The organism is Phenylobacterium sp. (assembly GCF_044236515.1).
GTDB lineage: Bacteria > Pseudomonadota > Alphaproteobacteria > Caulobacterales > Caulobacteraceae > Phenylobacterium.
In genome coordinates, this window is sequence record NZ_JBIIGK010000081.1 from 1 (window position 1) to 13,640 (window position 13,640).

Below are 13,640 nucleotides of genomic sequence, written 5' to 3' on the forward strand. Positions count from 1 at the left end.
GCCTCGCCAAACAGGGCGGGGGCGGCGCATCGCCGGTCGACGACCTGCTGGCCATGGCCAAGGAGTCGCTGGACCTCGGCGACCTCGGCGGCGCGGCCCAGGCCTATGCCGAGGTGCTGGCCCACGATCCGCAGAACGTGAAGGCGGTCGCCGGCCTCGCCCGCGTCTACCTGTCGGGCGGCGACGCCGAGCGGGCCCGCGAGGTGGTCGCCATGCTGCCTGATGACGCCAAGGACGCGGAGTTGGACGGGGTGCGCGCCGCCCTGGCCCTGGCCGCCGAGGGCGCCTCGGAGACCGCCGAGTTCGAGCGCCGGCTGGCCGCCGATCCCGCCGACCACGAGGCGCGGCTGGCGCTGGCTAAGGCCTTAGCCGGGCGCGGCGACATGGACGCCGCGGCCGACCATCTTCTGACCATCGTCGAGGCCGACCGTGAGTGGAACGACCAGGCGGCGCGCAAGCAGCTGCTGACCATCTTCGAGGCCGCCGGGCCGATGTCGGAGGTCGCCAAGAACGGCCGCCGGCGGCTGTCGGCGATCCTGTTCAGTTGACGCGCAGGGGACGCACCATGGCGCCTTACCGGCGCATCGCAGATCTGCCGCAGGTCATCCCGGTGTTCCCGCTGGATGGCGCGCTGTTGTTGCCGGGCGGCGAGCTGCCGCTGCAGATCTTCGAGCCGCGCTACCTCAACATGATCGACGACGTCATGGCCGGCGACCGGGTCATCGGCATGGTCCAGACGCGACCGGGCGGCGATCGCTCGCGGCCGGCCCTGGCCGACGTCGGCTGCGCCGGGCGGATCACCAGCTATGCCGAGACCTCCGACGGCCGCTACCTGATCACCCTGACCGGCGTGTGCCGGTTCGAGCCCGGCGAGGAGTTGCCGGTGCGCGCGCCCTATCGCCAACTGCGCGCCGCCTACGACCGCTTCGAGGCCGACCTCGCCGAGGACGAGGAGACCGACGCGATGGAGGAGGCGCGCGAGCGGTTCGGCCGGGCCCTGAAGCGCTACCTCAACCGGCGCGAGCTCGACATCGACTGGGAGACGGCCGCGGCGGCGCCGCTGCAGGCGCTGGTCAACAGCCTGGCCATGGGCCTGCCGTTCGACCCGGCGGAGAAGCAGGCGCTGCTCGAGGCGCCGGACCTCCCGGGCCGGTTCGAGACCCTGACGGCGCTGCTGGAGATCGACGCCCTCGAGGACGGCGATGACGGCGCGCCGTCGGTGCAGTAGAAGCGGCTCATGAGCGCGCCCGCCGATCTTCCGCCCCTGGAAACGCCCTTCGACGTCGATGTCGATCCGCGGCTGCTGGAAGTGCTGGTCTGCCCGGTGACCCACGGGCCGCTGGAGCTCGACCGCGCCAAGGGCGAGCTGGTCAGCCGCGGCGCGCGCCTGGCCTATCCGATCCGCGACGGCGTGCCGATCATGCTGCCGGAAGACGCCCGCGAACTGGGCGAAGGCGAATAGCGTCTACAGCGTCTCGCCGCGCAGCAGCCGCGGCAGGTCGCCGACAGCGCCGCCGGCCTGATGCATGAAGAAACGGCGGGCCGGGCCGATGCGGTTGACGGCCGCCATGCCGGCGCCCCGGGCCAGGCGCAGCAGCGGGTTGTCGTTCGAGAACAGCCGGACGAAAGCGTCCATGCCGGCCGATAGGGTCGCGGTGTCGAACCGGCGCCAGGCGGCGTAGCGCTCAAGCACTGCTTCCGACCCGAAATCCTCGCCCAGGCGCGAGGCCTCAACGATGACCTCGGCGAGGGCGGCCGCGCCCTTGAGCCCAAGGTTCAGGCCCTGGCCGGCGATGGGGTGGACGCCGTGCGCGGCGTCGCCGAGCAGGGCGACGCGGTGGGCGCTGAGCCGTTCGGCCAGCTGCAGGCTGAGCGGATAGGTGAACACCGGCCCGTCCAGCGTCGCCTCGCCGAGATGGTCGCCGAACCGGCGTTGCAGGTGAGCGTGGAAGATCTCCGGCCGCGCCGTCTTCAGCGCTTGGGCGCGCGCGCGGCTCTCGGTCCAGACGAGGCTGGCGCGGTTGCCGGTCAGCGGCAGGACGGCGAACGGGCCGCCGGGCAGGAAGAATTCGTGGGCCACGCCCTGGTGGTCGCGGGCCATGCGGACCGTGGCGACGACGCCGGACTGCGGATAGTCCCAGCCGATCGCGCCGATGCCGGCGGCGGCGCGCACCACCGAGCCTCGGCCCTCCGCCCCGACCAGCAGGGGCGCCCGCAGGGTCCGGCCGCTGTCGAGGGTGACAGCCGCGGCGCGCGGGTCGAACGCGGCCTCGGCGACGCGCGCGGGCGCGAGGACCTCGATCCCCGCCTCCTCCACCGCGGCGGCGAGCGCGGCGCGGATATGGCGGTTCTCCAGCAGGTAGCCGAGGGGCTCGCCGTCGGTGCGGCCTTCGATCTCGGCGGAGTCGAAGCGCAGCCAGAAGGGACCGGCGCCGGCCGCCGCCGCGCCGGGCGCCTTGCCGTCGGTGACGAGGATCTGCTCGATGCGCTGGGCCTTGGGGGCCAGATCCTCGCCGAGGCCTAGGGCCTTCCACTGGCGGAAGGCGGCGTAGGCGATGGCCGAGGCGCGGCCATCAAAGGTCGGGGCCAGCTGGGCGTCGAACACCACCGGATCGATCAGCAGCGGCGTCAGGCCGGCCCGGTGCAGGGACAGCGCCAGGGTGGCGCCGGCCATCCCGGCGCCCGCGATGATCACGTCGGCGTCGAACTCGCTCATTGGGCCGATACGCCACGAACGCCGGCCCGCGTCCAGCGCAGTGGATAAAATGGACGGAGGCGTCCACTTTTCTCTTGCGGAACATCGGTCGCGGTCCTAGGTGGCAAACGTTGTGGACCCTTCGGTCCATTTTTCAGGATATCGTCAGATGGGACTGCCGAAGGCGCGGATCGTTCCCCTGGCCGTCGCGGGCGCGACGGCGGTCGCCGTGGCTGTGGGCGGCGGCGTCTGGTGGACGGGCAAGCAGAAGTTCGAAACCACCGACAACGCCTTCGTGCAGGCAGACAAGGTGTCGGTGGCCTCGCTGGTCGACGGCTATGTCGCGCAGGTGCTGGTCGGCGACAACCAGCCGGTGAAGGCCGGCCAGTTGCTGGTGCGCATCGATCCGGCCGCGATCGAGGCCAAGCTCGCCCAGGCGCGGGCCAACGCAGCGGCGTCTGAAGCTGCGATCCTGGCGGTGGATGACAAGGCGCGGCTGGAGCGGGCGCTCATCGCCCAGAAGGCGGCGGGCGTGGAAAGCGCCCGGGCCGAGGCCAACCTCGCGCAGGCCGAGCTCGACCGCTACGGGCGGCTGGCTCGAGAGGGCTGGGTCTCCTCGCAGCGCGCCCAGACCGCCCGCGCCGGCCAGGAGCAGGCGAACGCCGCCGTCGCCCAGGCCCGCGCCACGCTGGAGGCGGAGCGTCAGGCCGCCGCATCCTTGAACTCGGCCCGCGCCCAGAGCGAGGCGCAGGCCGCCGCCGCTCGGGCGGCGGTCGAGCAGACCCGCATCGACCTGACCCGCACCGAGGTGCGTGCGCCGGTCGACGGCGTGGTCGGAGCGCGCGGGGTCCGGGTGGGCCAGTACGTGCGTCCGGGCGGGGCGCTGATGAGCATCGTACCGCTCGGCGACGCTTACATCGTCGCCAACTTCAAGGAGACCCAGGTCAGCCGGCTGCGGATCGGCCAGCCGGTGGAGATCCACGCCGACGCCTTCGGCAAGCAGACCATCCGCGGTCGGATCGACAGTTTCGCGCCGGCTACCGGCTCGGAGTTCGCCCTGATCCCGGTGGAGAACGCGGTCGGCAACTTCACCAAGATCGCCCAGCGCCTGCCGGTGCGGATCGCCGTCGATCGCAAGCAGCCGCTGGCCGGCGCCCTGCGACCTGGCCTGTCGGTGAAGGTGAAGGTTGCGGTGACCGAGAACACCGGCCCGAGCTTCGCCGAGGCCAGCGTTCTACCGTCCCGCGTGACGGCGCACTAAGCCATGGCCGCGGCCGCCATCCCGGCCCATTCAGCGACGCCGGAGGCCGGCGCCGCGCCGGTCGACTGGACGAAGATCTTCCTCGGGTTCGGCGGGATGGTCATCGGCCAGTTCATGGCCATCCTCGACATCCAGATCGTCGCCTCGTCCCTGGTGCAGATTCAGGCCGGCATCGGCGCGACGGCCGACGAGATCAGCTGGGTCCAGACCATCTACCTCTTGGCCGAGGTCGTGATCATGCCGCTGACGGCCTACCTCACCCGCATGTGGGGGACGCGGTCCTTCTACGTGGTCGCGGTGGTCGGCTTCATGGCGACCTCGGTGGCGGTCGGCCTGTCGTCGAGCGTCGGACTGATGATCGCCTTCCGGGCGCTGCAGGGGATCTTCGCCGGCGCGATGATCCCGCCGATCTTCGCCGTGGCCATGACCGTCTTCCCGCCGGAGCGGCGGATCACCGCCAACGTCATCATCGGCCTGATCGTCACCCTGGCGCCGACTATTGGCCCAACCTTGGGCGGCCACCTGACCGACCAGCTGAGCTGGCGCTGGCTGTTCTTCATCAACGTCCCGGCCGGTATGCTGGTGATCTACCTGGTCGGCCGCTACGGGGCCTTCGACAAGGGCGATCCGAGCCTAGCCAAGGGCATCGACTGGCCGGGCCTCGCCCTGATGAGCGTCTTCCTGCTCTCCATGCAATACGTGCTGGAGGAAGGCTCGAGCGAAGGCTGGTTCGATGATGACCTGATCCTCTGGCTCTCCGTCACCGCGGTGATCGCCGGCGTCGCCTTCCTGTGGCGCCAGCTGACCTACCGACAACCGATCGTCTCGCTAAAGCCGTTCCGTGACCGCAACTTCGCGGTCGGCATGCTGATGACCCTGGTGACCGGCGTCAGCCTGTTCGGGGGGACCTTCCTGCTGCCGCTCTACCTCGGCCAGGTGCGCGGCTTCTCGGCCGGAGAGGTCGGGACGACCATGCTGGTCTCGGGTCTGACGATGTTCCTGGCCGCGCCGCTGGCCGGCCGGCTGGTCGCCAAGCTCGACGCGCGGATCGCCATGGCGGTCGGCTTTGGCCTCGCGGCGTGGGCGCTGCAGCTGGGCGTCCACATCACCGACGACTGGGGCTTCCGCGAGTTCTTCCTGCTGCAGGCGGTGCGAGCGGCGGGGACCATCGTGGCGATGATCGCCTCGCAGCAGATGTGCGTCTCGACCCTGCCGGTCTCGATGATGAAAGACGCCTCCGGGCTCATCAACCTGTTGCGCAACGTCGGCGGGGCGATCGGCCTGGCGATGATCTCGACGATCCTGACCCACCAGGGGGCCGTGCACTACGCCGACATCGCCGGCGCCGCCAGCGTCGCCAACCCCGTGAGCAGCGGCATGCTGCAGAGCCTGACCGAGCTGATGAGCGCCAGCGGCATGGCCAATCCGGAGGGTGGCGCGGCAAAGGCCATGTCGATGATGATGCACCGGCAGGCCGCCGTCCTGGCGTTCGGCGACGCCTTCCTGTTCCTGGCGTTCGGCTGTTGGGCGGCCGTGGTGCTGGCGCTGTTCACCAAGCCGGGCAAGTCCGCGGCCCCCGCGGCGGGAGGTCACTGATGCCGCGCGTCGCCGGCCAGATCGATGTCGCCAAGAGCGAGGCCATCCTCGACGCCGCGCTGGAGGTGCTGGCCGAGCGCGGGCCGACCGCGCCGCTGGAGGAGATCGCCCGGCGGGCCGGGGTCTCCAAGCAGACGATCTACAACCATTACGGCTCGAAGTCGGAACTGGTTCTGGCCCTGTGCGAGCGGCGGGTCCACGAGATGACGGCGGCGCTGGCGACCCCCGCCGCCCTGGCCGACCCGCGCCAGGCGCTGGCGGCGTTCGGGCGGACCCTGCTCGGCAAGATGCTCGACGGCCGCGGGTACGGCTTCCTGCGGGCCGCCATGCTGGGCGCGCACGAATCGCCGGAGTTCGGGCGGACGGTCTACGAGGCGGGGCCCAAGGCCTCCCGCCTGCGGCTGGCGGCCTATCTGGAGCGGGAGACGCAGGCCGGCCACCTGGCCTGCCCCGACCCGCTGCAGGCCGCCGAGTTCTTCTGCGGCATGCTGCTCGGAGCCCATCAGGTGGCGGCCCTGCTGGGCGTCGACCGTGGCCTGGACGAACGCCGGGTCGCCGAGGTCGCCGACGAGGCGGCCGCGCGGTTTCTCAGGGCCTACGCGGCCTGAACGGTCCTCCCCCATGGGGAGGAAGGGGGTCAGGCACCCTCGTCGTCGGAGAAGCCCATGATGTGGAAGCCGGCGTCGACGTGGATGCATTCGCCCGTGGTCGACAGACCGAGATCGGACAGCAGCCACAGAGCGCAGCCCGCGACGCCTTCCATGGCGGTGTCTTCCTTCATCGCCGATAGCGAGCGGCCCTTCGCCAGCATGCCCCGGCCGCCGGAGATCCCAGCCAGCGACAAGGTCTTCATGGCGCCGGGCGACACCGCGTTGACGCGGATGCCGCGCGGACCCAGGTCGCGGGCGGCGTAGCGCACGGCCGCCTCCAGCGCCGCCTTGGCGACCCCCATGGTGTTGTAGTTCGGGATCGCCCGCTCCGAGCCCATGTAGGTCAGGGTGATGATCGATCCGCCGGTCTCCGGCATCAGCGCCGCGGCCCGCCGCGAGCAATCGACGAAGCTGAACGCCGAGATGTCCATCGCTCGCAGGAAGCCCTCGCGGGTGGTGTTGTCGACGAACGAGCCCTTGAGTTCGTCCTTGTTGGCGAAGGCGATGGCGTGGACGAAGAAGTCGATCTGGCCGAAGGCGGCTTGCACGGTCTGGAAAGCGGCGTCCATCGAGGCGTCGTCGGTGACGTCGACGGGGGCGAGAACCTTGACCCCGATGCTTTCCGCCAGCGGTTCGACGCGGCGTTCCATGCCCGGCAGATGCAGGAAGGCCATCTCGGCGCCCTGCGCCGCCAACTGCGAGGCGATGCCCCAGGCGATGGACTGGTGGTTGGCGACGCCGGTCACGACCCCCCGCTTGCCCTTCATCAGCTCGCCCTTCGGCATCTGATAGTCTTCGGCCACCTGTCGTCTCCTGAAAGTCCCGTAGCCGGGGTTGTGGCCGGGGCCGGGGCGGAGGGCAAGGGGCTCGCTCTTCCTCTTCCGTTTCGCGGGAAAGGAATGGCGTTTGCGGCGTTGGCGTACCGAACAAAGGAGCGCCGCCATGTCCGAGAGCTTTGACGGGACCCCTGGATCGCAGGGCGGGCTGCAGTCGCGTCCCGAGACCGGAGGCGTGCCGCCGAAGGTGGGCGCCGGGACCACCCACCCCGCCGGCGGCGACGTGCCGGATCCGTCCGGCGAGGTGGACGGGGACCGCGGCCAGGATGTGAGCGGCGGGATGATCGGCGAGGGCTAGGCGCCCGGCGCTACCGTCCTAACTTCAGCATATGCGGGCCTTCGCCGAACTGCTTGACCGGCTGTCGCTGACCGCGTCGCGCAACGCCAAGCTGACCTTGGTGCGCGATTACCTGCGCGAGACGCCGGATCCCGACCGCGGCTGGGCGCTGGCGGCGCTAACGGGCGATCTGACGTTCTCGGCCGCCAAGCCCACCTTCATCCGCAAGGCGGTGGAAGCGCGGATGGACCCGCAGCTGTTCTGGTGGTCCTACGACTATGTCGGCGACCTCGCGGAAACGGTGGCGCTGGTCTGGCCGCGGCGTCCCGGCGCCAACCGCGAGCCGGAGCTGTCGGAGGTGGTCGACGCGCTGCGGACCGCGACCCGGGCCGAGGTTCAGGCGCTGATCGAGGGTTGGCTCGACGCCATGGACGAGCCTCGCGAACGCTGGGCGCTGCTGAAACTGATGACCCGCGAGCTGCGGGTCGGGCTGACCGCGCGGCTGGCCAAGCGGGCAGCCGCCGAGATGGGCGGCGTCGAGGCGGCCGAGATCGAGGAGCTGTGGCACGCGCTACACCCGCCCTACGAGGACCTGTTCGCCTGGCTTGAGGGCCGAAGCGAGAAGCCGACGGCCGAGAACCCCGGGCGTTTCCGGCCGGTGATGCTGGCCCAGGCGATCGACGAGGAGGTCGACTTCGGCAAGCTCGATCCCGCCGACTACGCCGCCGAGTGGAAATGGGACGGCATCCGCGTGCAGGCCGCGCATGAGGGCGGCGTGCGCCGGCTCTACACGCGCACGGGCGACGACATCTCCAAGAGCTTTCCCGACGTGCTCGACGCGCTCGACAACGAGGGGGTGCTGGACGGCGAGCTGCTGGTCATGCGCGGCGGGCAGGTGGCCTCGTTCGCCGACCTGCAGCAGCGGCTCAACCGCAAGGTCGTCGACGCCAAGCTGATGGCCGCCTACCCGGCCGCGATCCGAGCCTACGACCTGCTCGCCGAAGGGTCCGAGGACACCCGGGTGCTGCCGTTCGTCGAGCGACGGCGGCGGCTGGAGGCCTTCGTCGCCCGCGAGGCGAGCCCACGGATCGACCTGTCGCCGGTGCAGCCGTTCGGGACCTGGGCCGAGCTCGCCGCCCTGCGCGCCGCGCCTCCGGGCGGCGATCCGCAGATCGCCGAGGGCATGATGCTGAAGCGGTGGGATTCAATCTACGAGGCGGGGCGGCCAAAAGGGCCGTGGTTCAAGTGGAAGCGCGACCCGTTCCTCGTGGATGCGGTGCTGATGTACGCCCAACGCGGCCACGGCAAACGCTCGAGCTTCTATTCCGACTACACCTTCGGGACCTGGACGGCGGGTCCGGACGGCAAGCGCATGCTGACCCCAGTCGGCAAGGCCTATTTCGGCTTTACCGACGAGGAGCTGAAGCAGATCGACCGCTTCGTCCGCGACAACACGGTCGAGCGGTTCGGGCCGGTGCGCTCGGTCCGCGCCGAGCCACATGCGGGTCTGGTGTTCGAGGTCGCGTTCGAGGGTCTGCAGCGCTCGACCCGCCACAAGTCCGGCGTCGCCATGCGCTTTCCGCGTATCAACCGCATCCGCTGGGACAAGCCGCCGGGCGAGGCGGACGAACTTGCGACGCTTGAGCGGATGCTGGAGCGGATGGAGGGGCGGTAATGTCCCTTCCCGGGAAATGGGGTCAGGAGGGCAGCAGCGCCCGCGCCTCGAGGAACTCTTGCAGGTTTCCGCCCTCGAAGAGGGCCGCGCGGATGCCGGCGCGTTCGGCGGCTTCGATATCGGAGGGCTTGTCGCCGATCATCAGGGACGCCGGCTTGTCGATGGGGAAGTCCTGGCAGGCGCGCAGGATCATGCCGGGGTTGGGCTTGCGGTCCGGCGGGTCGGGGTGGCGATAAGCGTCGAGCTTCGCGTCGGGGTGGTGCGGCGCGTGGTAGAAGGCGTCGATCCGGCCGCCGGCCATCGCCAGGTCCTCGGACATCCGGCGGTGCAGGGCGTGCATGTCCGCTTCAGTGTAGTAGCCGCGGCCGACCCCCGACTGGTTGGTGACGACGAGCACCAGCCAGCCGGCGCGGTTGAACGCGGCCACCGTCGCCTTCGCGCCCGGGATCCAGGCGAAATCCTCCCAGCGCGAGACGTAGCCTCGGTCCTCGTTGAGGACGCCGTCGCGGTCGAGGAACAGGGCGGGACGCGGGGCTTGGGTCACAGCGCCGACAGCTACAGCAACCCGCCGACGCGGGCGATTTCAAAAAGCCCCATTCGCGCTCTAAGGTCGGGACAGGACCTGGAGACCGACCCTTGAGCACCGCACCCGTCTTGGCGATCGACGACCTGAAGGTGGAGTTCGAGACCTATGACGGGCTTGTGCGGGCAGTGCGCGGCGTCTCACTGACCGTCGGGCGCGGCGAGACGCTCGGCGTGGTCGGCGAGAGCGGTTCGGGAAAGAGCCAGACCTTCATGACGGTGATGGGCCTGCTGGCCGGCAATGGCCGCGCCGCCGGGTCGGTGAAGTTTCAGGGCCAGGAGTTGCTCGGCCTGAAGCCGCGCGAGCTGAACCGACTGCGCGGCTCGAAGATGACCATGATCTTCCAGGACCCGCTGACCGCCCTGACGCCGCACGTGCGGATCGGCGAACAGATCGCCGAGCCGCTGCGGCTGCACGCCGGGCTGTCCGGCGAGGCGGCGCAGGCGCGGGCCAGGGAATGGCTGGAGCGTGTGCGGATTCCGGACGCCGCCCGGCGGCTGCGGCAGTATCCGCACGAGCTGTCCGGCGGCATGCGCCAGCGGGTGATGATCGCCGCCGCCATGGCTGGCGGGCCGGAGCTGCTGATCGCCGACGAGCCGACCACCGCGCTCGACGTGACCGTGCAGGCCGAGATCCTCGACCTGATGGCCGAGCTACAACGCGAGACCCACACCGCCATGGTGCTGATCACCCACGACATGGGGGTCATCGCCCGGCTGGCCGACCGGGTCTGCGTGATGAAGGACGGGGCCTATGTCGAGGAGGGCCCGGTGGCCGAGATCTTCGCGGCGCCGAAAACGGACTACACCCGCGACCTCCTGGCCGCCGCGCCGCGGCTGGACCGCACCGACCGCGGCGGTCGGCCGACGCTTGAGCCCGTCGCTCCCGATGCGCCCGTGGTGGTCGAAGGCTGCGACGTGACGGTGCATTTCCCGGTCCACGAGGGGCTGTTCGGCAAAGAGAGGATCCTGCGTGCCGTCGACGGCGTCTCGTTCCAGGTGCGGGAGGGCGAGACCCTTGGAATTGTCGGCGAGAGCGGGTCAGGCAAATCAACCCTTGCGCGGGCCGTGCTGAACCTGATTCCGGCGACCGACGGGGCGGTGAGCCTGCTCGGCCGTGGCCTGTCGCCGTCGGACCGCGACGTCTGGCAGGCGGCGCGCAAGGACCTGCAGATCGTCTTCCAGGACCCGTTGGCCAGCCTCGACCCACGGATGACGATCGGCGATTCCATCGCCGAGCCGCTGCGCGTCTTCCGGCCCGAGCTCGGCCGCAGCGAGCGGGAGGCCGAGGCACGAGCGATGATGGCGAAGGTCGAGCTCGATCCCGCCTTGATCAACCGCTACCCGCACGAGCTCAGCGGCGGCCAGAACCAGCGGGTGGGCATCGCCCGGGCGATGATCCTGAAGCCGCGCCTGGTGATCTGCGACGAGGCGGTCTCGGCGTTGGACGTCTCGATCCGGGCGCAGATCATCGACCTGTTGATCGCCCTGCAGAAGGACCTCGGCATGGCGATGATCTTCATCAGCCACGACCTCGCGGTGGTCCGCGAGATCAGCCACCGGGTGCTCGTGCTCTATCTGGGGCGGGTGGTCGAGCTGGCCGACCGTGAGCGGCTCTACGCCGACGCCCGCCATCCCTACACCCGCGCCCTGCTGTCGGCGGCGCCGATCCCGGACCCCGCCGTCGAGCGTGGCCGCAAGCGGATCAAGCTGGCCGGCGAGCCGCCGAGCCCGATGGATCCGCGCGCGGCATTGCGGTTCCTGCCCTCCCGGCTGCCGGCCGATCCGAACGCCCCTTTCCTGGCCCCGGAGCTGCGGGAGGTGTCTCCAGGACACCTCGTGGCGGAGTTCGACGCAACTTGACGCAAACGTAAGGGTCAACGAACGTCCCGCCGTCTGCCACCGGAGGGGAAACGGTGTCCGGGGATCTGCGCCGACCAAACCGCACCTATACGATCCGCCAACTCTGCCAGGAGTTCGAGTGCACGGCCCGGGCCCTGCGGTTCTACGAGGACCGCGGCTTGCTGGCCCCGGCGCGCGACGGGCAGAACCGCATCTATTCGCATCGTGACCGCGGGCGGTTGCAGCTCATCCTGGGCGGCAAACGGCTCGGCTTGTCGCTGGCCGAGATCGGCGAGTTGCTCGATCTCTATTCGCTGGACGACGGCGGCCAGCAGCAGGCGGCGAAATCTCTACCCAAGTTCAAGGAACGGATCTCGGCGCTGGAGCGTCAGAAGCTCGACATCGACAACGCCATCGCCGAGCTGACGACCCTGGTCGCCGCCCTCGAAGCCCGCCTGGCCGAAGCCCCGGAGACGCCATGACCTTCAAGCCGCCCGTCCGCGACCACCGCTTCGTGCTCCACGATCTGCTGAAGCTGGAGCGGTACGCCAACCTGCCGAATTTCGCCGACGCCTCGCCGGACGTGGTCGACCAGATCCTGGAGGAGGCCGCCCGGTTCACCGGCGAGGTGCTGGCCCCGTTGAACAGCGTCGGCGACAAGCAGGGCTGCGCCTGGAGCCCGGACTTTACGGTCAAGACGCCGGCCGGGTTCAAAGACGCCTACGCCCAGCTGGTCGAGGCCGGCTGGTCGGCGCTCGGCGCGGTCACCGAGTTCGGCGGCCAGGGCCTGCCGCGGATCGTCAACCTGGCGTTCTCGGAAATGAGTTCGGCGGCGAACATGGCCTTCTCCATGTACCCCGGCCTCACCCACGGGGCCTATTCGGCCATCCTCAACGGCGGCTCGCCCGAGCAGAAGGCGCTCTATCTGCCGAAGCTGGCGTCCGGCGAGTGGGCGGGCACCATGAACCTGACCGAGCCGCACTGCGGCACGGACCTCGGGTTGCTGCGCACCAAGGCGGTTCCGCAGGCCGACGGCAGCTATCGGATCAGCGGCCAGAAGATTTGGATCAGTGGCGGCGAACAGGACCTGACCGAGAACATCGTCCATCTGGTGCTGGCCCGCATCGAGGGCGCGCCGGCCGGGGTGAAGGGCATCAGCCTGTTCATCGTGCCGAAGTTCATCCCTGACGCCGACGGTCGGCCGGGCGAGCGCAATTCGGTGAAGTGCCTTGGCCTGGAAGAGAAGATGGGCATCCACGGCAACGCCACATGCGTGATCGGCCACGAGGAGTCGGTCGGCTGGCTGGTCGGCGAGGCCAACCGCGGCCTCGCGCTGATGTTCGTGATGATGAACGAGGCGCGGATCGGTGTCGCGACCCAGGGCGTCGCCCAAGCCGAGGCCGCCTATCAAGCCGCGGCGGAGTTCGCCAAGGACCGACTGCAGGGTCGCTCGCTGACGGGGGCGAAGAACCCGGACGGACCGGCCGATCCGATCATCGTCCACCCGGACGTGCGGCGGATGCTGATGGACGCCCGGGCGATCATCGAAGGCGGCCGCGCCTTCCTGTTCTGGACCGCGTTGCACGGCGACCTGGCCCGGGGCGGTCCCGACGAGGCGACGCGGCAGAAGGGCGAGGACTACATGGCCCTGCTGACGCCGATCCTGAAGGCGTTTCTGACCGACCGTGGGTTCCAGGTCTGCTCGGACGCCGTCCAGGTGCATGGCGGGTCGGGGTTTACCGAGCACTTCCCGGTCAGCCAGTACCTGCGCGACTGCCGCATCGCCCTGATCTATGAGGGCACCAACGGGGTGCAGGCGCTGGACCTCGTCGGCCGCAAGCTGGGCGCCAACGGCGGCCGTGGGGTGATGACCTTCTCGGCCGAACTCGACGCCTTCATCGCCGAGCGCCAGGGGAACGCCGATCTGAAGCCGTTCATCGACGGCCTCGCCAAGGCCAAGGGCGAACTGCAAGACGCGACGATGTGGCTGATGCAGAACGGCCTGACCAACCCGGACAACGCCGGGGCGGCCTCGACCGACTACCTGCATCTCTTCGGGCTGACCGGCCTCGCTTACATGTGGGCCCTGGCCGCCGAGGCGGCGCAGGAGAAGATCGCGGCCGGCGACACCGATCCGATCTACGCCGAGAAGCTGGTGGTCGGCCGATATTACGTCGAGCGGATCCTGCCGGAAACCTCGCTGCGGCTCGCCCGGCTGAAGACCGG

14 protein-coding genes are annotated in these 13,640 nt (G+C 70.2%); 11 read left to right on the forward strand and 3 right to left on the reverse strand.

Annotation, left to right across the window (positions count from 1 at the left end; translation table 11 throughout):
- From ACILRF_RS09750 to ACILRF_RS09760, 3 genes are all read left to right on the forward strand, one after another.
- A partial coding sequence (locus ACILRF_RS09750) for a tetratricopeptide repeat protein (protein ID WP_395672335.1) occupies positions 1–548 on the forward strand: 548 nt, incomplete at its 5' end.
- Positions 549–565: 17 nt separating this feature from the next.
- A complete protein-coding gene (locus tag ACILRF_RS09755) occupies positions 566–1,228 on the forward strand; it encodes an LON peptidase substrate-binding domain-containing protein (RefSeq protein ID WP_395672337.1) in 663 nt (220 codons plus the stop codon).
- 9 nt (positions 1,229–1,237) lie between these two features.
- Complete coding sequence (locus ACILRF_RS09760; RefSeq protein WP_395672339.1) at positions 1,238–1,462, forward strand: Trm112 family protein; 225 nt, start codon at positions 1,238–1,240, stop codon at positions 1,460–1,462.
- A 3-nt stretch (positions 1,463–1,465) separates the two neighbouring features.
- Here the strand turns inward: ACILRF_RS09760 and ACILRF_RS09765 are convergent, their stop codons facing one another.
- Positions 1,466–2,716, reverse strand: a complete 1,251-nt coding sequence (locus tag ACILRF_RS09765; protein ID WP_395672341.1) for a UbiH/UbiF/VisC/COQ6 family ubiquinone biosynthesis hydroxylase — start codon at positions 2,714–2,716, stop codon at positions 1,466–1,468.
- A 148-nt stretch (positions 2,717–2,864) separates the two neighbouring features.
- Between ACILRF_RS09765 and ACILRF_RS09770 the strand changes: the two genes are divergently transcribed.
- Genes ACILRF_RS09770 through ACILRF_RS09780 form a run of 3 tightly spaced genes read left to right on the forward strand, consistent with a single transcriptional unit; the run spans position 2,865 to position 6,160 of the window.
- Positions 2,865–3,956 (forward strand): HlyD family secretion protein, encoded by a 1,092-nt coding sequence (locus ACILRF_RS09770; protein WP_395672343.1) that lies wholly within the window; start codon positions 2,865–2,867, stop codon positions 3,954–3,956.
- A 3-nt stretch (positions 3,957–3,959) separates the two neighbouring features.
- A complete protein-coding gene (locus ACILRF_RS09775) occupies positions 3,960–5,552 on the forward strand; it encodes a DHA2 family efflux MFS transporter permease subunit (protein ID WP_395672345.1) in 1,593 nt (530 codons plus the stop codon).
- Positions 5,552–6,160 (forward strand): TetR/AcrR family transcriptional regulator, encoded by a 609-nt coding sequence (locus ACILRF_RS09780; protein WP_395672347.1) that lies wholly within the window; start codon positions 5,552–5,554, stop codon positions 6,158–6,160. Before ACILRF_RS09775 ends, ACILRF_RS09780 begins: the two co-directional genes overlap by 1 nt.
- A gap of 29 nt (positions 6,161–6,189) precedes the next feature.
- Here ACILRF_RS09780 and ACILRF_RS09785 read toward each other — a convergent pair whose 3' ends face one another.
- Positions 6,190–7,005, reverse strand: a complete 816-nt coding sequence (locus tag ACILRF_RS09785; protein WP_395672349.1) for an enoyl-ACP reductase — start codon at positions 7,003–7,005, stop codon at positions 6,190–6,192.
- 139 nt (positions 7,006–7,144) lie between these two features.
- Between ACILRF_RS09785 and ACILRF_RS09790 the strand changes: the two genes are divergently transcribed.
- On the forward strand, positions 7,145–7,336 hold the full coding sequence (locus ACILRF_RS09790; RefSeq protein ID WP_395672351.1) for a hypothetical protein: 192 nt from the start codon (positions 7,145–7,147) through the stop codon (positions 7,334–7,336).
- 31 nt (positions 7,337–7,367) lie between these two features.
- Complete coding sequence (locus tag ACILRF_RS09795; RefSeq protein ID WP_395672353.1) at positions 7,368–8,990, forward strand: cisplatin damage response ATP-dependent DNA ligase; 1,623 nt, start codon at positions 7,368–7,370, stop codon at positions 8,988–8,990.
- 22 nt (positions 8,991–9,012) lie between these two features.
- Here ACILRF_RS09795 and ACILRF_RS09800 read toward each other — a convergent pair whose 3' ends face one another.
- Positions 9,013–9,534, reverse strand: coding sequence for a D-glycero-alpha-D-manno-heptose-1,7-bisphosphate 7-phosphatase (locus ACILRF_RS09800; protein ID WP_395672354.1), 522 nt, complete (start codon positions 9,532–9,534; stop codon positions 9,013–9,015).
- Between the two features lie 92 nt (positions 9,535–9,626).
- On the opposite strand from ACILRF_RS09800, the gene ACILRF_RS09805 reads away from it, so the two are divergent.
- The 3 genes from ACILRF_RS09805 to ACILRF_RS09815 all read left to right on the forward strand — a co-directional run.
- Complete coding sequence (locus ACILRF_RS09805; protein ID WP_395672356.1) at positions 9,627–11,435, forward strand: dipeptide ABC transporter ATP-binding protein; 1,809 nt, start codon at positions 9,627–9,629, stop codon at positions 11,433–11,435.
- Between the two features lie 53 nt (positions 11,436–11,488).
- Positions 11,489–11,896, forward strand: coding sequence for a MerR family DNA-binding transcriptional regulator (locus ACILRF_RS09810; RefSeq protein ID WP_395672358.1), 408 nt, complete (start codon positions 11,489–11,491; stop codon positions 11,894–11,896).
- A partial coding sequence (locus ACILRF_RS09815; protein ID WP_395672360.1) for an acyl-CoA dehydrogenase C-terminal domain-containing protein occupies positions 11,893–13,640 on the forward strand: 1,748 nt, incomplete at its 3' end. The genes ACILRF_RS09810 and ACILRF_RS09815, both read left to right, overlap by 4 nt.